At 73.8% G+C, this 21,052-nt stretch carries 21 protein-coding genes and 1 riboswitch; of the genes, 14 read left to right on the top strand and 7 right to left on the bottom strand.

All coding sequences use genetic code 11. From position 1 onward, the window contains the following. From C5508_RS07050 to C5508_RS07030, 5 genes are all read left to right on the top strand, one after another. Positions 1–601, top strand: a 601-nt coding sequence (locus C5508_RS07050; RefSeq protein ID WP_198597939.1) for a M15 family metallopeptidase, incomplete at its 5' end; no start/stop codon positions are given. A gap of 83 nt (positions 602–684) precedes the next feature. Continuing rightward, positions 685–996 (top strand): hypothetical protein, encoded by a 312-nt coding sequence (locus tag C5508_RS07045; protein WP_104524233.1) that lies wholly within the window; start codon positions 685–687, stop codon positions 994–996. Between the two features lie 183 nt (positions 997–1,179). Next, a riboswitch (cyclic di-AMP (ydaO/yuaA leader) is annotated at positions 1,180–1,354 on the top strand. Between the two features lie 17 nt (positions 1,355–1,371). After that, a complete protein-coding gene (locus C5508_RS07040; RefSeq protein WP_104524232.1) occupies positions 1,372–2,460 on the top strand; it encodes a C40 family peptidase in 1,089 nt (362 codons plus the stop codon). Between the two features lie 91 nt (positions 2,461–2,551). Beyond that, on the top strand, positions 2,552–3,835 hold the full coding sequence (locus C5508_RS07035) for a M48 family metallopeptidase (protein ID WP_104524231.1): 1,284 nt from the start codon (positions 2,552–2,554) through the stop codon (positions 3,833–3,835). Continuing rightward, positions 3,832–4,962 carry a glycosyltransferase family 4 protein gene (locus C5508_RS07030; protein ID WP_104524230.1) on the top strand — a complete coding sequence of 377 codons (1,131 nt, stop codon included), beginning with the start codon at positions 3,832–3,834 and terminating at the stop codon, positions 4,960–4,962. The genes C5508_RS07035 and C5508_RS07030 overlap by 4 nt, the downstream gene beginning before the upstream one ends. A 46-nt stretch (positions 4,963–5,008) precedes the next feature. Here C5508_RS07030 and C5508_RS07025 read toward each other — a convergent pair whose 3' ends face one another. Further along, complete coding sequence (locus C5508_RS07025; RefSeq protein ID WP_104524229.1) at positions 5,009–6,802, bottom strand: AMP-dependent synthetase/ligase; 1,794 nt, start codon at positions 6,800–6,802, stop codon at positions 5,009–5,011. 156 nt (positions 6,803–6,958) lie between these two features. On the opposite strand from C5508_RS07025, the gene C5508_RS07020 reads away from it, so the two are divergent. Genes C5508_RS07020 through C5508_RS07005 form a run of 4 tightly spaced genes read left to right on the top strand, consistent with a single transcriptional unit; the run spans position 6,959 to position 9,835 of the window. Next, complete coding sequence (locus tag C5508_RS07020; protein WP_104524228.1) at positions 6,959–7,390, top strand: SRPBCC family protein; 432 nt, start codon at positions 6,959–6,961, stop codon at positions 7,388–7,390. A gap of 5 nt (positions 7,391–7,395) precedes the next feature. Further along, positions 7,396–8,541, top strand: coding sequence for an ArsA family ATPase (locus C5508_RS07015; RefSeq protein ID WP_104524227.1), 1,146 nt, complete (start codon positions 7,396–7,398; stop codon positions 8,539–8,541). Beyond that, positions 8,538–8,852, top strand: coding sequence for a hypothetical protein (locus C5508_RS07010; RefSeq protein WP_104524226.1), 315 nt, complete (start codon positions 8,538–8,540; stop codon positions 8,850–8,852). The genes C5508_RS07015 and C5508_RS07010 overlap by 4 nt, the downstream gene beginning before the upstream one ends. Next, complete coding sequence (locus tag C5508_RS07005) at positions 8,849–9,835, top strand: ROK family glucokinase (RefSeq protein WP_104524225.1); 987 nt, start codon at positions 8,849–8,851, stop codon at positions 9,833–9,835. Before C5508_RS07010 ends, C5508_RS07005 begins: the two co-directional genes overlap by 4 nt. A 27-nt stretch (positions 9,836–9,862) precedes the next feature. Here C5508_RS07005 and C5508_RS07000 read toward each other — a convergent pair whose 3' ends face one another. Then, on the bottom strand, positions 9,863–10,543 hold the full coding sequence (locus tag C5508_RS07000; protein WP_104524224.1) for a hypothetical protein: 681 nt from the start codon (positions 10,541–10,543) through the stop codon (positions 9,863–9,865). Beyond that, positions 10,540–11,358 carry an alpha/beta hydrolase gene (locus C5508_RS06995; RefSeq protein ID WP_104524223.1) on the bottom strand — a complete coding sequence of 273 codons (819 nt, stop codon included), beginning with the start codon at positions 11,356–11,358 and terminating at the stop codon, positions 10,540–10,542. Before C5508_RS06995 ends, C5508_RS07000 begins: the two co-directional genes overlap by 4 nt. Before the next feature lie 110 nt (positions 11,359–11,468). Here C5508_RS06995 and C5508_RS06990 point away from each other — a divergent pair, with 110 nt between their 5' ends. Continuing rightward, positions 11,469–12,230, top strand: a complete 762-nt coding sequence (locus tag C5508_RS06990) for a lysophospholipid acyltransferase family protein (protein ID WP_232796971.1) — start codon at positions 11,469–11,471, stop codon at positions 12,228–12,230. A 7-nt stretch (positions 12,231–12,237) separates the two neighbouring features. Here the strand turns inward: C5508_RS06990 and C5508_RS06985 are convergent, their stop codons facing one another. The 3 genes from C5508_RS06985 to C5508_RS06975 are packed head-to-tail and all read right to left on the bottom strand — an operon-like array spanning position 12,238 to position 15,321. Beyond that, entirely contained in the window at positions 12,238–12,828 is a 591-nt protein-coding gene (locus C5508_RS06985; protein ID WP_104524222.1) for a TetR/AcrR family transcriptional regulator, read from the bottom strand. A 10-nt stretch (positions 12,829–12,838) separates the two neighbouring features. Then, entirely contained in the window at positions 12,839–13,780 is a 942-nt protein-coding gene (locus C5508_RS06980) for an alpha/beta fold hydrolase (RefSeq protein ID WP_104524221.1), read from the bottom strand. Beyond that, positions 13,777–15,321: a flavin-containing monooxygenase gene (locus tag C5508_RS06975; protein ID WP_104524220.1), complete on the bottom strand. Its 1,545-nt coding sequence runs from the start codon at positions 15,319–15,321 to the stop codon at positions 13,777–13,779. Before C5508_RS06975 ends, C5508_RS06980 begins: the two co-directional genes overlap by 4 nt. Before the next feature lie 107 nt (positions 15,322–15,428). On the opposite strand from C5508_RS06975, the gene C5508_RS06970 reads away from it, so the two are divergent. The 4 genes from C5508_RS06970 (at position 15,429) to C5508_RS06955 (ending at position 18,697) form a co-directional block, all read left to right on the top strand. Then, positions 15,429–16,343, top strand: a complete 915-nt coding sequence (locus C5508_RS06970) for an SDR family oxidoreductase (protein ID WP_104524219.1) — start codon at positions 15,429–15,431, stop codon at positions 16,341–16,343. An 87-nt stretch (positions 16,344–16,430) separates the two neighbouring features. Then, complete coding sequence (locus C5508_RS06965; protein ID WP_104524218.1) at positions 16,431–17,720, top strand: cation:proton antiporter domain-containing protein; 1,290 nt, start codon at positions 16,431–16,433, stop codon at positions 17,718–17,720. Positions 17,721–17,765: 45 nt separating this feature from the next. Next, positions 17,766–18,209 (top strand): RidA family protein, encoded by a 444-nt coding sequence (locus tag C5508_RS06960; RefSeq protein ID WP_198597938.1) that lies wholly within the window; start codon positions 17,766–17,768, stop codon positions 18,207–18,209. Next, entirely contained in the window at positions 18,206–18,697 is a 492-nt protein-coding gene (locus C5508_RS06955; RefSeq protein ID WP_104524217.1) for a polyadenylate-specific 3'-exoribonuclease AS, read from the top strand. The genes C5508_RS06960 and C5508_RS06955 overlap by 4 nt, the downstream gene beginning before the upstream one ends. Before the next feature lie 78 nt (positions 18,698–18,775). On the opposite strand, the gene C5508_RS06950 is transcribed toward C5508_RS06955, so the two are convergent. Then, positions 18,776–20,920: a methyl-accepting chemotaxis protein gene (locus tag C5508_RS06950; protein WP_104524216.1), complete on the bottom strand. Its 2,145-nt coding sequence runs from the start codon at positions 20,918–20,920 to the stop codon at positions 18,776–18,778. Positions 20,921–21,052: the final 132 nt, after the last annotated feature.

Here is a 21,052-nt window from a genome sequence, read left to right as displayed (position 1 = left end):
CCCGCGCACGATGCTGGCTGCCGACGGGCGGGCGGGCGCGGTCGTGGTGCGGACGCTGCCGGGGGACCAGGTGCTGGGCATCGGGCGGCCGAGCCTGCCGGGCCGGGCCGCCGTGGCGGTGCCCGGGCCGGCCGGTGGCGCGCTGCGGATGGAGTGCGGCAACACCGTCTACCCCCCGAGCTACGACGGCGCCCGTGCGTGGGGGGGCTACCCGAACGGCCTGATCCCGCCCAGCGCGATGTGCCCGCTCGGGGTGGCCGGGCACAGCCTGCGGTGCGACGCCGCGGCGGCCTACCGGGCGATGTCGCAGGCGTTCGCCGCCGACCTCGGCGGTCCGATCTGCATCACCGACTCCTACCGGACGTACGGCAGCCAGGTGCGGCTCTACGGCGAGAAGCCGGCGCTGGCCGCCGTGCCGGGCACCAGCAACCACGGCTGGGGGCTTGCCGTGGACCTGTGCGGGGGGATCGAGACCTTCGGGTCCCCGCAGTACGCGTGGATGGTCGCCAACGCCGGTCGTTTCGGGTTCCTCCACCCCACCTGGGCCGATCCCGGCAATGGTCGCGAGGAGCCCTGGCACTGGGAGTACGCCGGCACCTGATCGGAGGCGACCGGCTCGCGGGCCCGGGGAATTGTCGGTGGCCCCTCCTACCGTGCGGGACGACTCACGGAGGAGAAGAAGCGATGCTCATCGACTGCGACACCTGCACCGTCCGGGGGACCGGCTGCGCCGACTGCGTGGTCACCGTCCTGCTCGGGGCACCCCCGGGATGGAAGGGGGTCGACCCGGTGGTGGTGCCGATGGCCGGCCGCCCGCGCGGCGGCCCGGCGGAGATCACCGCGGAGGACGTCGTCGTCCCCCCGCCCGGCGTCGTCGTGGAGTTCGACGACGTCGAGCGCCGCGCCGTCCGGGCACTCGCCGAGGGCGGGCTGGTGCCTCCGCTGCGGCACCACCACGGCGCCGGCGACGGCTCGCGGGACCGCCGGATCGGCTGATCCGAGCACGTCGCCGGGGCCCCGCCGCCTACACCCGGAGCGGCCCACCACGACGCAGGCGCGCCCATGCGGGCGGGATCTGCGTCACACGAAGAACAGGGGCCCCGTTTGTCACGAGCACATCACGGTCGTAGGGTCGTCGCCGTTCGGCCGAGCGGTCGTCGCCCGCAGAGGGGTGACCTCGATCGGACACCGCCTAATCACGGACGGCGCGCAGCACCGGCGCCCGAGTGAACCGGGGACCCACCGCAGTTCTGGGGTGAGTTCCCCTGCGGCCGGCTCGCCGGTCCGGGGGATAGGGCCAGTCTTCCCAGCCCGAACCCGTCAGCTAACTCGGTAGGCGGTTGCAGAGGAAGAAATGGAGAGCCGCCGCTCGTGGCGACCCCTCACGTACTGACGCACGCCCGTGGACAGCTCCATACCGATCGCCTGGCCGGCTCCGCTCCTGGACGCCGCTTCGGGCCGCTGCGCACGAGCCTGCTGGTCGGCGCCACCGCTGCCCTGACCTTCACCGTCCTCCCCGGCACCGCATCCGCCGTCCCGGGGAACGCGACCACCGCCGACCAGGCCGCCGCACAGGTGGCCGAGGCCGAGCACCAGCTCGAGGTCGTCGCCGAGCAGCTCAACGAGGCGAAGGTCGTGCTCGCCGAGCACCAGGATGCTGCCCGCGCGGCAGCCGAGGACTCCGCCGCGGCCGAGGGCCGGCTCGACGAGCTCGACGGCCACATCCGACAGGTCGCCCGCAGCGCCTACACGGGTAGCCGGATGTCCGAGCTCGACGTGCTGCTGACCAGTACCTCCGTCGAGGACATGGTCTCCTCCATCGGCACGCTCGACGCCATCGCCGGGCACACCAGCAAGGTCCTCGGCGAGGTCGCCCTGGCCGCCGAGAACGCCGAGGAGTCGCGGGAGGCCGCGGATGCGGCGGCGTCGGAGGCGGAGCGTGCCATCGACGAGATCGCCGCGCAGCAAGCGGATCTCGAGGCGAGGATCGCCGACTACCAGCGCCAGTACGATGCACTCAGCGCCCCGCAGCAGGCGGTCGTGGCGCAAGCGCACGGCGGGGCCGACAGCCAGCCGATGCCCACCCAGGTCGTCGCTGCGAGCGGGGCGGCGCAGGTGGCCGTCGACACGGCCCTGGCGCAGGTCGGGGACCCCTACGTGTGGGGCGCCGGCGGACCCAACGCCTTCGACTGCTCGGGCCTGACCGCCTACGCCTACGCAGCGGCCGGCGTGAGCCTGCCGCACTCCAGCCGGTCGCAGGCGCAGATGGGCCAGAGTGTTCCGGTGGACCAGTTGCAGCCAGGTGATCTGCTGTTCTTCTACTCGCCGACCAGTCACGTCGCCATGTACATCGGCAACGGCCAGATGGTGCACGCCTCGACCTCCACCCAGCCGGTCAAGGTCGCCAGCTTCAACGCGATGAAGGGCGACTTCACGCACGCCCGCCGCATCGCCGGCTGAGCGCGACCGACGGCAGGCCGGTGGTCCCTCCGGGGCCGCCGGCCTGCCGTCGTGCCGGAGGGCCCGTGACGCCTCCTTCTAGGATCGCCGGGTGAGCACGGGAGCACGACCGACTGCTCGCGCCGCCCTCGCGGTGGCGGCCGTGCTCGGCATCGCGGCGCTGGTCGTCGTCGCCGTCCGCACGCCGTGGACGCTGCTCCCGGAGCCGGCCGGCGGGTACACCGAACCCGATCCGGCCGCCGGTCTCTCCGCCGTCCAGCTCGACCGGGCGGAAGCCTTCGCCGCCGCGCTGCGCCCGGCGTCCCTGCTCTCGCTGCTGCTGGGGCTGGCGGTCTCCGCGCTGCTCGGGCTCACCCGGCTCGGGAGCCGGGTCGTGGGCTCCGTGGGCGACCGGGTGGGTGGGCGGTGGTGGGTGCAGGTCCTGCTCGGCGTTCCGGCCCTGATCCTGGCGGGGCGGCTGGTCACCCTGCCGGTCGCCGCCTACGCCGAGATGATCCGTCACCGGTTCGGGCTGTCGACGCGGGGCTGGGGTCTGTGGCTGCGCGACGTGGCCGTCTCCGTCGCGATCAGCGCTGCACTGACCGCACTGATCGTCCTCTCCGTGCTGTGGCTCGTCCGTCGTGCGCCGCGCACCTGGTGGGCGTGGTCGGGGCTGGCCGCCGTGGTGCTGGTGGTCGTGGGGTCGTTCCTGTACCCGGTCGTCATCGAGCCGGCATTCAACCGGTTCGAGTCGCTGCCGGCCGGCGCGCTCCGCACCGATCTGCTCGCCCTCGCCGAGGTGAACGGGACCCCGGTCCAGGACGTGCTCGTCTCCGACGCCTCGCGCCGCACCACCGCGCTCAACGCCTACGTCTCGGGGTTCGGGTCGACCCGGCGGGTCGTCCTCTACGACACGCTGCTCGACCGGCTGCCCGACGAGGAGATCGAGTCGATCGTTGCCCACGAGCTCGGGCACGTGGCCACCGACGACGTGCTCACCGGCACGCTGATGGGTGCGCTGGGCGCCGGGGCGGCGACAGCCCTGGCCGGCTGGCTGCTGTCCTGGGCGCCGCTGCTCCGCCGGGCCGGTGCCGGGTCGCCCGGTGATCCGCGGGTCGTCGCGCTGGCGCTCTTCCTCGTCACGGCCGGCGGTCTGGTCGGCACCCCGGTGCAGAACGTCGTCTCCCGGCAGATCGAGGCGCGCGCGGACCTGCACGCGCTCGACCTCACCCGCGACCCGGAGGCCTTCATCGCCATGCAGCGCCGGCTGGCCTCCACCAACCTCGGGGACCCCGACCCGCCGGTCGCCTGGCACTGGTTCTTCGGCAGCCACCCCACGACCGCGCAGCGGATCGCGATGGCCGAGGACTGGCAGCGCCTGGAGGGCCGGAGGTGAGCCGGACCCTGGTGGTCACCAACGACTTCCCCCCGCGGCAGGGCGGCATCCAGACGTTCGTCGCCGCGCTGCTCCAGCGCCGACCGCCGGAGTCCCTGGTGGTGCTGGCGTCGGACTCACCGGGCTCGGCCGAGCACGACGCCGCGCTGCCGTACCCGGTGGTCCGGCGACCGACCGGCATGCTGCTGCCCACCCGGGCGACCGCGCGGGCGGCCGCGGAGCTGGTGGAGCGGTACGGCTGCGACACCGCGTTCTTCGGCGCCGCGGCGCCGTTGGGGCTGCTCGCGCCGACGCTGCGAGCGGCCGGCGTCCGGCACCTGGTGGGGGCCACCCACGGGCACGAGACCGGCTGGGTGGCGCTGCCGGGCAGCCGGCAGGTCATGCAGCGGATCGCCTCGGGGCTCGACGTCCTCACCTACATCAGCGAGTACACCCGCGACCGGCTCGCGCCGGCGCTGTCCGGCCGCACCCGGCTGGCCCAGCTGTCGCCGGGAGTGGACGTCGAGCGGTTCACCCCGGGGGTCGACGGCAGCGAGGTGCGCCGGCGCTGGGGGCTGGGCGATGCCCCGGTCGTCGTCTGCGTCTCCCGCCTGGTCGCCCGCAAGGGACAGGACGTGCTCGTGGCCGGCTGGCCGCAGGTGCTGGCCCGGCACCCGGGAGCCCGGCTGCTCCTGGTGGGCGGGGGACCGGCCGAGAAGGAGCTGCGCCGCGCGGTGGCCGCGCATGGCCTGCGGGACTCGGTGGTGCTGACCGGCGCGGTGGCGCACGAGGAGCTGCCCGCCCACTACGCGGCCGGCGACGTCTTCGCGATGCCCTGCCGCACCCGGCGTGCCGGACTGGACGTCGAGGGCCTGGGCATGGTGTTCCTCGAGGCGGCGGCCACCGGGCGCCCGGTCGTGGCCGGCACCTCCGGAGGCGCGCCGGAGGCGGTGCGCGACGGCGTCACCGGTTCCGTCGTGGACCCGCGGTCACCCGCGGCCGTGGCGACGGCGCTGTCAGCCCTGCTCGACGACCCCGCTCGGGCCCGCGCCATGGGGACGGCCGGCCGGGCCTGGGTGGAGCAACGGTGGTCCTGGACCTGCATCGCCGAGACCTTCGCCGAGCTGCTGGAGCCCGGAGGGCACTGAGCCCCCTCCCGCGGATCGCGGGAGGGGGCTCGGCGAGCTCCGTCGGTCAGCGCGCGTAGAGCTTCTCGACCTCGGGGCCGAACTCCTTCATGACGACGTTGCGCTTGAGCTTGAGGCTCGGGGTCAGCATCCCGTTGTCCTCGGTGAAGTCCGCGCCCAGCACGGTGAACTTCTTGATCGCCTCGGCCTGGGAGACGGCCTTGTTGGCCTCCTTCACCGCGGCGTCCAGCTCGGCGAGCACGTCGGGGTCCTCGCGCAGCTGCTCGGCGGTGAGCCCCTTGTCCTTGCCCTTGCCCTCGAGCCACTGCGGCAGGGCCTCCTCGTCGAGGGTGATCAGCGCGCCGATGAAGGGCTTCTGGTCACCGACGACGATGCACTGGCTGACCAGGCGGTGGGCGCGGATCCGGTCCTCGAGCACGGCGGGGGCGACGTTCTTGCCACCCGCCGTCACGATGATCTCCTTCTTGCGGCCGGTGATCGTGAGGAAGCCGTCCTTGTCCAGCTCACCGATGTCACCGGTGTGGAAGAAGCCCTCGGAGTCGATGGACTCCTTGGTGGCCTCCTCGTTCTTCCAGTACCCGCGCATGACGATGCCGCCCTTGATGAGCACCTCGCCGTCCTCGCCGATCCGGAACTCGACCCCGGGCAGCGGGCGCCCCACGGTGCCGATGCGCAGGGCCTCGTCGTGGTTGACCGACGCGGCGGCGGTGGTCTCGGTCAGGCCGTAGCCCTCGAAGACGGTCACGCCGATGCCGCGGTAGAAGTGGCCGAGCCGCTCGCCCAGCGGCGCTCCGCCGGAGATGGCGCCGAGGCAGCGGCCACCGAGGGCGGCGCGCAGCTTGCCGTAGACGAGCTTGTCGAACAGCGCGTGCTGGAGCTTCAGGCCCAGCCCCGCACCGCCGGTGTCCTGGGCGCGGGACCAGTCGATGGCCACCTGCGCGGCCTTGTCGAAGATCTTGCCCTTGCCGTCGCCCTCGGCCTTGGCCTTGGCCTGGTTGAAGACCTTCTCGAACACGCGCGGCACGGCCAGGACGAAGGTCGGCTTGAACTCGCCGAGGTCCTCGACGAGGTTCTTGACGTCCGGGGTGTGCCCGATGACCGTGCGGTTCTTGACGGCACCGACCTGCAGGACCCGGGCCAGCACGTGGGCCAGCGGGATGAACAGCAGCAGCGAGCCCTGCACGCTCATGAAGCGGTCGAGCAGGGTGATGCCGTTGCCGATCTCGAACAGGAAGTTCCCGTGCGTGAGCTCGCAGCCCTTGGGCCGGCCCGTGGTGCCGCTGGTGTAGATCAGCGTGGCGAGGCTCTCGGCGTTCAGCGTGGCGCGACGCGCCTCCAGCTCGCTGTCCGGGACGTCCGCCCCGGCGGCGGTCAGCTGCTCGAGCGCGCCGTCGTCGATGACGTGCACGGTCTTCAGGTGGGGTGCCTGGTCGCGCACGGAGGCGATCGCCTCGGCGTGCTCGTCGCGCTCCACGACGGCGGCGGTGGCGCCGGAGTCGGAGAGGATCCAGGCGACCTGGTCGGCGCTGGAGGTCTCGTAGATCGGGACGACGACGCCGCCCGCGGTCCAGATGGCGAAGTCCAGGACCGTCCACTCGTACCGGGTCTTGGCCTGCAGGGCGACGCGGTCACCGGCAGCCACCCCCGAGGCGATGAGCCCCTTGGCGGCGCCGCGCACCTCGTCGCCGAACTGCTTCCAGGTGACGTCGGTCCACCGCCCGTCCACCTGACGCCGCAGCCCCACCTCGTCGCCGTGCCCGGCGACGTTGGCGGTGAGCATGTCGGTCAGGGCCTCGTCGGCCCCCACCTCGTAGGTCGCTGGAACGCTGAACTCGCGCACGCCCGGTCCTCTCCTCCCCGGCCGTCGCAGGGCACCGTCGCCCGCGACCCCGACCTGGGGACGTCGGCGTCAATCTAGCGGCTATCCCTACTGGGGAGTAGCCGGAGATCACGCTCCGGGCACCTGGCCGGGGCACGAGCGGCTAGCCTGCTGGCCATGGCGGACCAGTCCACCCAGTCGATCGTCGTCGAGGCGCCCGCGGCCGAGGTCATGGCCGTGATCGCCGACTTCCCCTCCTACCCGCAGTGGGTCGCCGCCGCCAAGAAGGTGGAGGTCACCGAGACCGGGCAGGACGGCCGGGCCCGCCGCGTGCACTTCGTGCTCGACGCCGGTGCGGTCAAGGACGACTACGTCCTGGAGTACACCTGGGACGGCGACCGCCGCGTCTCCTGGACCCTCGTCACGGGTCAGATGCAGAAGCGCCAGGAGGGCTCGTACACGCTGCGCGAGAACGACGGGCGCACCGAGGTGACGTACTCGATCACCATCGACCTCTCCATCCCGATGCTCGGGATGATCAAGCGCAAGGCCGAGAAGGTCATCCTGGACACCGCGCTCAAGGAGCTCAAGAAGCGCGTCGAGAGCTGACCGGCGTGCGCACCCTGCTCGTGACCGGCCCCGGCGGGGCCGGTACCTCCACGGTCGCGGCCGCGGCGGCACTGCGATCGGCCCGGTCCGGGCGGGACACGCTGCTGCTGACCCGCCGCACTCCGCCGGTGGCCACACCGGGGGAGCCGCGCCTCACGGTCCGCCGGGTGGGCGGGCCGGCAGCGGCCGGGGAGCTGTGGGCCGCGCACGCGGAGACGCTGGCCGGCCTGGTCCCGCACCTGTCCCTGCCGCCGGCGACATCCGTCGTGCCGCTGCCCGGCGCCGACGACCTGGCCCTCGTGGCCGCCCTCGGCGACGCCGACGCCGACGTGGTCGTGGTCGACGCGGGTCCGCTCGAGGACGGTCTCGCCCTGGCCGCCCTCCCGGGCACCCTGCGCTGGTGGCTGGACCAGGCGCTGCCGCCGTCGGTCCGTGCGCTGGCCGCGGTCCGGACCGCGGGCGTCTCGGCCGGGGTGGTCCGCCCCGGCCCCGTCGACGCCGTCCTCGGTGCCCTGCCGGCCGTGGAACGGCTGCTGGGCACCGACCGGCTGGCCGATCCGACCGCGACCGCCGTCTGGCTGACCGGTGAGGCACGGGGCGCGGCCGTGACGGCACTGCGCCGGGCGGCGACGGTGCTCGGCCTCCACGGGCTGGCTCCGGCCGCCGTCGTCGCGCGGGTGCTGCCGGCCGACGGGCCGGGCGAGTGGTGGCGCGCCCGTGCCGCCGCGCAGCAGGAGGCGCTGGCCGCGCTGGCGGAGCTTGCTCCCGTGCACGTCGTTCCCGAAGCCCCGGAGGCGCCCGCGGCGCCGACGGCCGCGCTCGCCCTGCTCGACGGGCTCGACCTGCCGGACACCGGTGGACCGGTTGCTCCCGAACCGCGCCGCGGCCAGGGCGGCTGGGAGCTGACCGTGCCGCTGCCCTTCGCCGAGCGTGACGCGGTCGGCCTGACCCGGTGGGGCGATGACCTCGTGATCGCCGTAGGGGAGGATCGGCGCTCGCTGCGGCTGGACTCGCTGCTGCGCCGGTGCGAGGTGACCGGGGGCCGGCTCGCCGACCCCGGCACCGCCGCCGCGCGGCTCGAGGTCAGCTTCCGTCCGGATCCGCAGCAGTGGCCGGCCGACCTCCTGGCGGCCGAGGGGAGGACCTCATGACCACCGGTGCCGACTGGCTCGACCAGGCCCGCCGTCTGCTCGACGTCGTCCGAGGCCCCGGGACCGCCTCCGCCGCCGGCGAGGGCGAGCACGCCCCCGACTGCCGGTGGTGCCCGGTGTGCCAGGCCGCGTCGGTGCTCCGCGGGGAACGACCGGAGGTCACCGAGGCCGTGGCGGACCTGCTGACGACGGCGGCAGCCGCGCTCCGGACGTTCGCGGAGGACGGGGCCGCCGGCCGGGCGCCGGCGGCCGAGGACCCGAGCGCACCGCCGGCCGACGGGCCCGAGGTCCAGAGGATCGACATCGCGTGACCGACGACGTGGGGAGCCTGCCCGCGCTCGGGATCGACATCGGCGGCACCAAGGTGGCCGGAGGGCTGGTCGCCCCCGACGGCACCGTCCTGGCGACCGCCCGCCGGGCCACGCCCGGAGCGTCGGTCACCGACACCGAGGACGCCATCGCCGCGGTGGTGGAGGAGCTCGCGCACGGCCACGCCGGTGAGGTCGTGGGTGTGGGGGTGGGCGCGGCCGGCTGGTTCGACCGGACCGGCGACACCGTGCTGTTCAGCCCGCACCTCGCCTGGCGGAACTCGACCCTCCGCAAGGACCTGGGTGCCCGCCTGCAGCGGCCGCTGTGGGTGGGCAACGACGCCGACGCGGCGGCCTGGGCCGAGTACCGCTACGGCGCGGCGCGGGAGACGGACCTGGCCCTGATGATCACGCTGGGGACCGGCATCGGCGGCGGGATCGTGCTGGACGGCCGGCTTCGCCGCGGCTCCCACGGGGTGGCGGGGGAGTGGGGGCACATGCGCGTCGTCCCCGACGGCCGGCTGTGCGCCTGTGGCAACCGCGGCTGCTGGGAGCAGTACGCCAGCGGCACCGCCCTGGGGCAGACCGCGCGCGAGGTGGCCCGCACGTCCCCGGCCGCCGCGGCCCTGCTGCTCGAGCGGGTGGACTGCGAGCCCGACCGGCTCACCGGTGAGCACGTGGCCCGGGCTGCCCACGACGGCGATCCGCTGGCCCTGGAGCTGGTGACCGAGGTCGGCTACTGGCTCGGGCAGGGCATCGCCGACCTGGCCGCGGTGCTCGACCCCGAGGTCGTGGTGATCGGCGGCGGCGTCAGCGTGCTCGGCGAGATGGTGCTGCGGCCGGCGCGGGAGCGGCTCGACCGCGCTCTGCCCGGGCGTGGCTTCCGGCCGGGCCCTCGGGTGGTCGCGGCGGCGCTGGGCGCGCAGGCCGGGATCGTCGGTGCAGCCGACCTCGTGCGGAAGGCCGTGGCCGAGGGCGAGGCCTGACCCTCGCCGGTCGACGCCGAGCAGGGGTCAGACGACGGCGCCGTCGTCCCCGTCCTCGGCGCGGTCGCGCATGCGCGCCACCAGCATCGCCACCCCGCCGGCCACCACGGCGACCCCGAGGACGAGGCCGACGTCGGCGGAGAGCCCCAGCACCGCCGGTGCGCCGATGAGCAGGACGCCGGCGGCCACCAGCAGGACGGCGTACAGGGCGGCCGGCGCGGGCACCGGGAGCGGCGGCGGCGCCGGCGGCTCGTAGTGCTCGTCGGGCCGGTCGAGGACCGGCACCTCGTGCGGCACCGGCGGGGGAGCGGTCGACGGCGACTCGTCGACGACGGTGCGGCCGTGCTCGGCCTCGAACGCGGTGACGATCCGCTGCCACTCGGCGTCCTCGTCGACCTCGGGGCGCGGCGTCCGGGCGACCGGTCGCGGCGGGTCGGGGTGCTCGTCAGCGTGCTGGTCGACCAGCCCGCGGGCCTCTTCGCGCCGCGACCGGTCGACGAAGAGCCGGTCCGAGGGCGGGCTGGGCAGGGACACCGACCGGGTGTAGGAGTCGACGTCAGCGGACGGCTCCAGGTACGCCGCGATGCCCACTGTCTCCAGCACGTCGAGCAGGTGCTCGCCGACGCGCGGGTCGACGTCGCGCAGGGGGAACCAGAGCGCCGCGTCGAGGCCGTTGTCGCGGCGGCCGCGTCCGCGCCGGTCGGTCATCGGTGCTCGGCCGGCGGGGTGTCGCGCTCGCCGGCGCGCACGTGGGCGCGGATCCACTCCGCCGAGCGGGCGAAGATCATCGGGGCGTCGTTGTCGAGGGTCGCCACGTGGTAGCTGTTCTCGAGCACGACCTCCTCCTTGTCCGCACTGGCGATCCCCGCCAGCAGGATCGTGCTGTTGACCGGCTCGACGACGTGGTCCTCGGTGCTGTGGAAGACGATGACCGGGGCGGTGACGCGGCCCAGGTCGGCGCGGGTGAGGGCCCAGAGGCCGCGCAGCTGCATCATCGCCCGGGTCGGCAGCCTGGGATAGGCCAGCTCGGTGACGCCGGGCTTCTTGATGTCGCTGGCGATGGGCGCCCAGCTGCCGGTGAGCCTCGCGATCAGGGGCAGCAGCTTGGCGTCCAGACGCTGGGTGAGCAGCGCCGGGTTGATCAGCAGCAGCCCGGCGACGTCGGCGGGGCGGACCTGGGCCAGCCGGGTGGCGAGGGTGCCGCCCATCGACAGGCCGGCCACGAAGACGCGGTCGCACCGCGCGGCCAGGGCGTCCAGCGCGTTCTCCACCGCGGCGGTCCACTGGTCGGAGGAGCTGGCGTTGCAGTCCTGCCAGCGGGTGCCGTGGCCCGGCAGCAGCGGGCAGCTGACCGCGAAGCCCTCCGCGGCGAGGTGCTCCCCCCAAGGGCGCATGCTCATCGGGGTGCCGGTGAACCCGTGCACCAACAGCACGCCGGTGCGCCCGTCGGGGCCGTCCCCGCCGGGGAACTCGAAGGCCTCGGCACCGGGCATGACCTCGGGAGCGGGGGTCGTTCCGGGCACGGTGCTCCTCCTCGGCGTCCGGCGGGGCGCCGGTGTCAGGTAGCTCACGGTGGGGCCCCGATTGTGATTCGGACCCCAGGCTCCCTAGTCTGGCAGTCCCCGAGGGAGGCGTGTTGTTCTACTGGTTCCTGAAGTTCGTCGCGATCGGCCCGGTGGTCCAGCTGGTCTTCCGTCCGAAGGCCGAAGGCGCCGAGCACGTGCCTGCGACGGGTGCGGCGATCCTGGCCAGCAACCACCTGTCCGCGGCCGACTGGATCTTCATGCCGCTGCAGCTGAAGCGGCGGGTCACGTTCCTGGCCAAGGCCGAGTACTTCACGGGCACGGGCGTGAAGGGTTTCCTGCAGCGGGCGTTCTTCACCGGCGCCGGCCAGGTCCCCATCGACCGCTCCAGCGCCTCCGCGGCGGAGGACGCCATCCAGACCGGCATCCGCGCGCTGCGGGACGGCAAGCTCCTCGGCATCTACCCCGAGGGCACCCGTTCGCCCGACGGCCGGCTCTACCGCGGCAAGATCGGCGTGGCACGGATGGCGCTGGAGACCGGCGTCCCCGTGGTCCCGGTCGCCATGGTCTACCGCTCCCGGAGACTCCCGTTCGGCAAGAAGATCACCCGGGTCCGGGTCCGCTTCGGTGCGCCTCTGGACTTCTCCCGCTACGAGGGCATGGCCGGTGACCGCTTCGTCGAGCGGTCGATCACCGACGAGATCCTGTACGAGATCATGACCCTGTCGGGCCAGGAGTACGTCGACGTCTACGGCGCGACCGTGAAGAAGTCGATGGACGCCACCGGGGCCAGCGCCAACGAGGTCATCGCCACCCTCCAGCCGCCGGCCGCCGAGGCCGCCGACCGCGCGCCCACGTCGCTGGCGGGCTGAACGTCCCTCAGGATCGGGCGGCCACCCGCGCCAGGACGTCGCGCAGGAGGTCCAGCAGCTCCGGGCGGGTCATCGTCGGCTCGTCGGCCCACGAGCCCACCAGGTCCTCGGTGAAGGCGAACCAGGCCAGCAGGAGCTGGCGACGCAGCGCGTCGTCGGGCAGCTCCAGCGCCGCCAGCGCGACGTCCACGAGACGGCTGCGGGTCTCCTGGTAGACCTCCGACACCCACGGATCACCGCCGGCGGCTCCCCGGACGAACGCCAGGTGGGTCTCCCGGAACGTCTCGACCCAGCCGACGTACCGGTCGAGCATCCCGGCGACCTGCTCCTCCGGCGGGGTGCCGGGCGCGGGGAGCAGGTGCTCCCACATCAGGTCGGCCGCGGCGCGCGTGACGGCGGTGTAGTACTCCCGCTTGTTGGCGAAGTAGTGGAACAGCAGGCTCCGGCTGATCCCGGCCCGCCGCGCCACCTCGTCGATCGTGAGCTCCTGCACCGGCGTCGTCGGGAGGAGCTCGAGGCCGATCTGCACGAGCTGGGCGCGGCGGTCGCCCGCCGTGCGCCGCTCCCGGGGATGGGTGGGGCGCGACGACGCCGTCACGGTGTGGCCCTCAGCTCGCGCTCCGGCCGCCGGTGGCGCCGTCCACCAGCCGCAGCAGGCCCTCGACCACCAGCTGCGGTCGTTCCTGCGGGAACATGTGGCCGGTCCGCTCCGCCTGGTGCAGCCGGGCCTCGGGCAGCGCCTCGGCCAGGTGGAGGGAGTGCCGCTTCGGCGTGAGCTTGTCCTGGTCGCCGACGAAGATCTCGACCGGCACGCGGGACAGCGCCGCGAGCTCCTCGCGCTTGTCGTGGTCGCCGAGCGCGGGCATGAACTCCAGGAAGGAACGCAGCGTCGAGGCGTGCATGATCTTCGCGCCCTCGAGCACCATCTCGTCGGTGGCGTCGGCCCCGTAGAGGAGCCCGCGGACCATCTTCTGGTGCCGCGAGGAGGTGGGGGGCGCGAGGTTGCGCAGCTTCTCGAGCACGCGGGCACCGGCGAGCAGGGCCGACAGCATCCCCGGCCGGACCTTGGCCATCCGGCCGCCGGCGGACCTCGGGTCGGAGGTGAGGTCACCGGCCGACGTCGCGACCAGGGCGACGCCGAGGACCCGGTCGCCGAAGAGCTCCGGTCGGGCGGCGGCCAGGCACATGATGGTCATGCCGCCCATGGAGTGGCCGCCGAGCACGATCGGTCCGCTCGGCACCAGCTGGTCGAGCACCTCGGCCAGGTCCTCACCCAGCTGGTCGATGGTGATCGCGGCGTCGCCCCACGTCGAGCGGCCGTGTCCGCGCTGGTCGTAGCGCACCAGCCGCAGCGCGCCGTCGGCCACCCGGTCGGCCAGCAGGGTGGAGACGTCGTCCCACGCCGCCTGCGACAGGGTCCAGCCGTGCGCGAGGACGAGGGTGACCGGCGCGTTCTCCGACCCCTCGACGGTCGCGTGCAGCTGGGCGCCGTCGGAGGTGGGAACGGCAACGGTGCGCTTGCAGATGGTGCGGGGAAGCGTCGCGGTCATGCCGCCTCCTCCGTTCCGGCGGGCGCCCCGGCCGGGACGCCGACGTAGTTCTCGCGATCCAGGGACCTGGTGAGCTTGCGGAACCGGAACGTGAAGTCCGGCCACAGCGTGCTGTTGTGCCCGTGCTCGTCCAGGTACCAGCTCGCGCAACCGCCGGCGAGCCACACGGTGCCCTTGGACTTCTCGGCGATGAGCTCCCGCCAGGCCGCCTGGGCCTCCGGCGTCGTCTCGAGCACGGCGAGGCCCTCGGTCTCCATGGTGCGCAGCGCGTCGTCGACGTAGGCGACCTGGGACTCGATCATGTAGACCATCGACGTGTGTCCGACCCCCACGTTGGGCCCGACCAGCAGGAACAGGTTCGGGAAACCGGCGACGGCGGCGCTGCGGTTGGTCACCATGCCGTCCTCCCAGACCTCGGCCAGGGTGCGACCGCCGCGACCACGGATCTTCTCGGCGATCGGCAGGTCGGTGACGTGGAAACCGGTGGCCAGGATCAGCGTGTCGGTGGGTCGCTCGATGCCGTCCTTCGAGACGATCGAGCGCGGCCGGATCTCGGCGATGCCGGCGGTGACGAGCTCGGCGTTGGGGGCCGCGACCGCCGGGAAGTAGTCGTTGCTGATCAGGATCCGCTTGCAGCCGATGGTGTAGTCCGGCGTCAGCGCCTTCCGCAGCTTCGGATCGCGGACCTGGCGCTCGAGGTGTGCCTTGGCCAGTCGGCCCACCGGCTTGAGGAAGGCCCGGCGCTTGGCCATGCCGAGCACCAGGAACTCGCGGGACGTGTAGAGCAACCCGCGGATGGCCCGCTGCAGCCCGGGCACCATCCGGTACAGCCGGCGCGCCCAGGGCTTCACCGGGTGGTCGGTGCGGGGAACCACCCAGGCCGGCGTGCGCTGGTAGACGGTGAGGCTCTCCACCTGCGGCTGGATCGCCGGGACCACCTGGATGGCCGAGGCGCCGGTGCCGATGACGGCGACCTTCTCGCCGCTGATGTCGTGCGAGGAGTCCCAGCGCGCCGAGTGCATGACGGTGCCCTCGAACGTCTCGATGCCGGGGATCGCGGGATAGGTCGGGTCGGCGAGGGCGCCGGCCGCGGAGACCAGCACCCGGGCGCGGAAGTCGCCGGCGGTCGTCGTCACGTGCCATCGGCGCTCGTCGTCGTCCCAGCGCGCGGCGGTGACGTCGGCACCGAACACGCAGTGCTCGCGGACGCCGTAGCGGGCGGCGGTCCGCTGCAGGTAGGCCTGGATCTCGGGCTGTTCGGAGTAGGAGCGGCCCCAGTCCGGGTTCGGCGCGAAGGAGTAGGAGTACAGGTGCGACTGCACGTCGCAGGCCGCGCCCGGGTAGACGTTGTCGCGCCACGTGCCGCCGACGTCCTCGGCCCGTTCCAGGAGCACGAAGTCGGTCTCGCCGCGCTGGCGCAGGGTGATGCCCATGGCCAGGCCCGCGAATCCCGAGCCGATCACCGCCACGCGCACGTCGCGGGTGGGCCGGCCGCCCGCTCCCAGGGAGGGAACGGCCTGTGTCTCGATCGTGCTGGTCACCTCGGTCTGCTCCTCTCCTCCGGCTTGCTGAGCAACGCTCAACAAGCTACAACGGCGGGGAAGCAGCGCTCAATTCGAGCGCGACGACCTCCCGAGGAGCAGTTCCGATGGCGTCTGGATCCGGCAAGCGCACGCGAACGTCCCTGGTCGGCAGGTCGGTCCTCATCACCGGCGCGGCCCGGGGGATCGGTGCCGCGCTCGCCCGCAAGGCGGCCGCCCGCGGCGCGCGGGTGGCTCTCGTCGGGCTGGAGCCGCAGGAGCTGGCGACGGTGGCCGACGAGCTGGGCCCTGAGCACCTGTGGGTGGAGGCCGACGTCACCGACCCCGAGGCGCTCGCCGCCGCCGTGCAGCGCACCGTCGACACCTTCGGCGGGCTCGACGCCGTCGTGGCGAACGCGGGCATCGCGCCGCTGACCACGGTCATGACCAGCTCGGCCCACGCCCTGGCGCGCACGATCGAGGTCAACCTGATCGGCACGATGCTCACCGCGCACGCGGCCCTGCCCGAGATCGCCAAGCGCAAGGGTCACGTGCTGCTGATCAGCTCCGCCGCCGCCTTCACCGTGCTGCCGGGCATGAGCGCCTACTGCGCGTCCAAGGCCGGCGTCGAGCGCTTCGGGGACGCGCTCCGGCTCGAGGTCGCCCACCGCGGCGTCACCGTGGCCAGCGCCCACCCGACCTGGATCGACACCGACATGGTCCGCGACACCGAGGCCGCGCTGCCCACCTTCAAGGAGACGCGGCAGTCGCTGCCCGGTCCGCTGGGTGCCTTCACCTCGGTCGAGGCGTGCGCCGAGGCGCTGGTGGAGAACCTCGAGACCCGGGGCCGCCGGGTGTTCGTGCCGCGCTCGGTCGGCACGGTCGCGGCGCTGCGCCAGCTCGTCACCGGCGTCGTCGCCGAGAAGCTGACCATGGCGATCGCGGCCAAGCGGGTGCCGCAGCTGGAGCGCGACATCGAGGCCCTGAACGGGCGTGAGTTCGGCGCGAACTCCGTCGGCGGCCGGGCCGAGGGCGCCGCCTGACCCGGTTCCGCACGCCTCGCCGCCCGGGCGGCGGCGGGCCGCGTCCCCGACACTGAGCGGATGACCGTTCCCGGGCAGTGCTGAGGCATGGAACCCACCGGGGTCGCGTACGCGGCCGCGGGGGCGGCGGCGCTGCTGGCGGCACTCCTGCCCCGGCTGGTGAGCCGGGCGCCGCTGTCGATGCCCATGGTCTTCGTCGGGCTCGGCGTCCTCGCGTTCGCGCTGGTGCCCCATCTGCCGTCGCCCGACCCGGTCGAGCACGGGACGACGGCGGTGCACCTCACCGAGCTGGTCGTGCTGGTGAGCCTCATGGGGGCGGGCCTGGCGCTGGACCGCCCGCCGGGATGGCGGAGCTGGCGCTCGACCTGGCGCCTGCTGGCGGTGACCATGCCGCTGACCGTCCTCGCCGCGGCCCTGCTGGGCACCTGGCTGCTCGGCCTCGGCGCGGCCGCCGCGATGCTGCTCGGCGCCGCGCTGGCGCCCACCGACCCGGTGCTGGCCACCGAGGTCCAGGTCGGTGAGCCCACTGACGACGAGGAGAGCGAGGACGAGGCGCGGTTCGCCCTCACCTCCGAGGCCGGGCTCAACGACGGGTTGGCGTTCCCCTTCACCTACGCCGCGATCGCCGTCGCGACCGCGGGTCTGGCGCCGTCGGGCTGGCTGGGGGAGTGGCTGCTGGTCGACGTCGTCTGGCGGATCGCCGCGGGCGTGGGTGCCGGGGCAGCCATGGGCTGGGTCCTGCGCAGCCTCTTCTTCTCCCGCTCGGGCGAGCGGGCGCACCTGGCCGAGCGCGCCGAGGGGTTCGTCGCCCTCAGCGCCATCTTCCTGGCCTACGGGGTCGCCGAGCTGATCGAGGGCTACGGGTTCATCGCCGTCTTCGTGTGCGCGTTGACGATCCGGGCGGCCGAGCGGGCGCACGACCGGCACCAGGTCCTGCACGCCCAGGTGGAGCAGCTCGAGCGGCTGCTCACCGTCGTCCTGCTGCTGCTCGTCGGAGGAGCGGTGGCCCGGGGCGTCCTGGACGATGTCGGCTGGCGGGAGTTCGTGCTGGCCGCCGTCTTCCTGCTGGGGGTCCGGCCGCTGGCGGGGTGGCTGGCCTTCGTCGGCAGCCCGACCGGGCGCCGCGAGCGGTGGGTCGTCTCGTTCTTCGGCGTGCGCGGCATCGGCTCGCTGTACTACCTCGCCTACGGCCTGAGCGAGGCCGACATCGCCGGGGCCGAGCAGCTGTGGCGGGTCACCGTCCTGGTCGTGGTCGGTTCGGTGGTCCTGCACGGCGCCACGGCCGGCCCGGTCATCCACAGGCTGGACCGGTTGCGCGAGCGACGGGCGCGGGCGCTGCACGGTTCGGAGGCGCAGGCTCCGGTCACCCCCGTCTGAGCGGTTCCGGGCGACACCGACCCGCCGGTGGCCCAGAATCGGCCGGTGACGATCGAGCTGGTGCGCCCGCCGGGCCTGACCGATTCCGCGCCGCACGCCCTCGCGGCGGTGACCGACCCGGCGCGGATGGTCTTCACCGCCGGTGCCGGCCCGCTCGACGCCGACGGCGGCACGGTGGCGGTCGGCGACGTCCCCGGCCAGATGCGGCAGGCCATGGCGAACCTCGCGACCGCGCTCGAGGCGGCCGGGGCGGAGCTGGGCGACGTGGTCAGGACCACGGTCCACGTGGTCACCACCGACCGCGCCGACCTGGTGGCCGCGGCGGATGTCGTGCGCGAGGCGCTGGGCACGCACCTCGCGCCGAGCACGGTCGTCGGCGTCACCGTGCTGACCCACCCCGACCAGCTGGTGGAGGTCGACGCGGTGGCCGCCCGGGACACCTGGCAGGAGCCGGGGCCGCCGGACGACGCGGCTACGTTGGACGGATGACGGTCCGGCGCTTCTTCTACGACACCGAGTTCATCGAGGACGGCAGCACGATCGACCTCGTCTCCATCGGCGTCGTCGACGAGACCGGCCGGGAGTTCTACGCGGTGAGCACCGAGTTCGACGAGCGCAAGGCCATCCCCTGGGTGCGGCGCAACGTGCTGGACCAGCTGCCCCCGCCGGCGGACAAGTCGTGGCGGAGCCGGCAGCGGATCCGCGAGGACCTGTTGTCCTTCCTCACCGCCCCGGGCGAGGAGATCGAGCTCTGGGCCTGGTTCGGCGCCTACGACCACGTGGCGCTGTGCCAGCTCTGGGGCGCGATGCCCGCGCTGCCCCGCCCGATCCCGCGGTTCACCCGCGAGCTGCGCCAGCGCTGGGACGACCGGGGACAGCCGGAGCTGCCGCCCAAGCCGCAGGGCACCCACGACGCGCTGGTCGACGCCCGCTTCAACCTCGTGCGCTGGAACGCGATGGAGGCCGCCCGCGGCTGAACCGCAGGCGGCCTCCATCGTGGCCCCCGTCCCGGGCCCCGCCCTGAGCGTGCGGAGGGGTGGGGACGGGGTCCTTCCTCAGACGGTGAAGACCGACAGCAGCCGGTTGAGCTCGGTGGACAGGCCGTCGAGCTCCTGGGCGGCGGATCGGGCGCGGTCGACGTCGGTCGCGCTGTCGTCGGCGTCCTGCCGCACCGCGGTGAGCGTGGTGGTCACCGTGCCGGCACCCTCGGCGGCCGTGGCCACGCTGCGGCTGAGCTCCCGGGTGGTGGCGGTCTGCTCCTCGACGGCGCTGGCGATCGTCGTCTGGTGGTCGTTGATGGAGCGGACGACCTCGGCGATCTGGGCGATGGAGCGCACCGCGGCGGTGGTCTCGGACTGGATGCCCTGGACCCGCTGCGCGATCTCCTCGCTGGCCTTGGCGGCCTCCTGCGCGAGCTCCTTGACCTCGTTGGCGACGACGGCGAAGCCCTTGCCCGCGTCACCGGCGCGGGCGGCCTCGATCGTGGCGTTGAGCGCGAGCAGGTTGGTCTGCTCGGCCACGCCGGAGATCACCTTGACGACGTCGCCGATCTCGGCGGAGCTGGCGCCGAGCGCCGCGATCGTCGTCTCGGTCGTCTCGGCGAGGGAGGCGGCCTGCCGGCCGACCTCCGCCGCCTCGGCGGCGCTGCGGGCGATCTCGGTGATGGAGGCACCCATCTCCTCGGCGCCGGCGGCGGCCGAGGAGACGCTGGCGCTGATGTCCGCGGCGACGTGGTGGGCGCCCTGCGCCTGGTCCCGGCTCCGGGCGGCGCGGGTGGCCAGGCCGTCGGCCACGGCCGAGACGCCCGCGGCGGACGAGGCCACTTCGAGGGCGCACCGGTGGATGTCCCGGACGGTGGCGGCCACCTTCTCGACGAACCGGTTGAACGCGCCGGACAGCTGGCCCACCTCGTCGTTGCGCGAGTCGTCCATGCGCTGGGTGAGGTCCCCCTCGCCGTCGGCGATCTCGGCCATGCGGTCGCGCAGGGAGGTGAGGGGCGCGGTGAGCCGGCGGCCCACCAGCTGGGCGATGAGGCCACCGAGCAGGGCGATCACGACGACGGCGACGACGAGCGCCCACCCCATCGAGGACCGGCCTTCGGCCAGGGCCTCCTTGGGGCCGGTGAAGTCGGCGTCGCGGGCGACGGTGGCGATCACCCAGTCCCAGGGCTGGTAGTAGGAGACACGCACCGTGGTGGCCCCGGCCTCGGGGTCGTCGTAGCGGACGGTGGCCTGCTCGCCGGGCTGGAGCGCGACGGCCGCCTCGACGATCTCCTCGACGTAGGCCCGGCCGTCGGCGTCGGTCACCTCCAGCATGGACTCGCCGTCGCGGACCCCCTCGGGGCTGATGATCACCGAGCCGGCGATGTCACCGCTGCCGCCGTAGACCTCGACGTGCCCGGTCTCGCCGACCTCGGTGGCCTCCAGGCTCTCCCGCAGGGCCGGGAGGTTCTGCTGCTTCTGGCCGACGTAGAGCATGCCGACGACGTCGCCCGCGGGGCCGAAGATCGGCGAGTAGGCCGAGACGTACCAGGAGTCGACCACCAGGGCGTTGCCGCGGTAGGTCTGCCCGCCGGTGACGGTGGCGACGACGGGGTTGGGCTTGCCCTCCGGCGTCGTGGCCGGGATGTACGTGCCGATGGCCCGTGAACCGCCGGCGGCGACGACGTTCGTGGCCACGCGCAGCATGTCGCCGCTGGGGAGCTTCTGGAAGATGGTGGCGGTGCCGCCGACCATCGACTTGATCGTGTCGACGACGGGCGTGGGCACCGCGACGTCCTTGTTCTGGCCGAGCCACTCGTTGCCGGCCAGCATGCGGGGGACCACGACCGGGGTGACCTCGCTGGTCAGCTGGTTCTTGGCCTCCCAGGCCACCATGCCGCGCGGGTCCAGCCGGAGACCACCGGACTGGCCGACGACGTACTGGGCGACGCCGAGGTCGCTGTCGACCTTCGCCGAGGTGGAGGCGCCCTGCGTGGCGACGACGTCGTAGATCCCGGTCGCCGTGCGGGTGATGTCCTCCTCGACGAGGGCGTCCATGTCACGGCCGGCGTCGTCGGCGAAGCCACTGCTCTGCCAGGCGCTCACGACGCCCATGGCCGTGCCGGTCACCGCGACGCTGGTCACCGCCAGCGCGACCACCTTGGTGCGGATGCCCCAGTTCGAGGGCGCCGCCCAGGAGGGCAGGACAGTCCAGCGCATTCTTCGGCCTCCGCTCGTGTGCAGCGGTCGGACGCCGCTGCTCCCACAGCTCTCGGCAGGTGAGAGCGGTGGCGGAACCCGAACCGAACGGTTCGTGACCGGTTCGACACGTCTTGTGACAGGCGGGGCGCA

The sequence above is a fragment of the Blastococcus atacamensis genome (genome assembly GCF_002938425.1).
Taxonomy (GTDB): Bacteria; Actinomycetota; Actinomycetes; order Mycobacteriales; family Geodermatophilaceae; genus Blastococcus; species Blastococcus atacamensis.
The sequence above is the reverse complement of the archived record's forward strand: the minus strand, read 5'-3'. Positions and strand labels throughout refer to the sequence as shown.

Bases quoted from the DNA above. Each gene is read 5' to 3' on its own strand.
- C5508_RS06970 (WP_104524219.1), top strand. From the start codon at position 15,429: ATGGCGTCTGGATCCGGCAAGCGCACGCGAACGTCCCTGGTCGGCAGG.
- C5508_RS07010 (WP_104524226.1), top strand. From the start codon at position 8,538: ATGACCACCGGTGCCGACTGGCTCGACCAGGCCCGCCGTCTGCTCGAC.
- C5508_RS07000 (WP_104524224.1), bottom strand. From the start codon at position 10,543: ATGACCGACCGGCGCGGACGCGGCCGCCGCGACAACGGCCTCGACGCG.
- C5508_RS07045 (WP_104524233.1), top strand. From the start codon at position 685: ATGCTCATCGACTGCGACACCTGCACCGTCCGGGGGACCGGCTGCGCC.
- C5508_RS06950 (WP_104524216.1), bottom strand. From the start codon at position 20,920: ATGCGCTGGACTGTCCTGCCCTCCTGGGCGGCGCCCTCGAACTGGGGC.
- C5508_RS06955 (WP_104524217.1), top strand. From the start codon at position 18,206: ATGACGGTCCGGCGCTTCTTCTACGACACCGAGTTCATCGAGGACGGC.
- C5508_RS07020 (WP_104524228.1), top strand. From the start codon at position 6,959: ATGGCGGACCAGTCCACCCAGTCGATCGTCGTCGAGGCGCCCGCGGCC.
- C5508_RS06965 (WP_104524218.1), top strand. From the start codon at position 16,431: ATGGAACCCACCGGGGTCGCGTACGCGGCCGCGGGGGCGGCGGCGCTG.
- C5508_RS06980 (WP_104524221.1), bottom strand. From the start codon at position 13,780: ATGACCGCGACGCTTCCCCGCACCATCTGCAAGCGCACCGTTGCCGTT.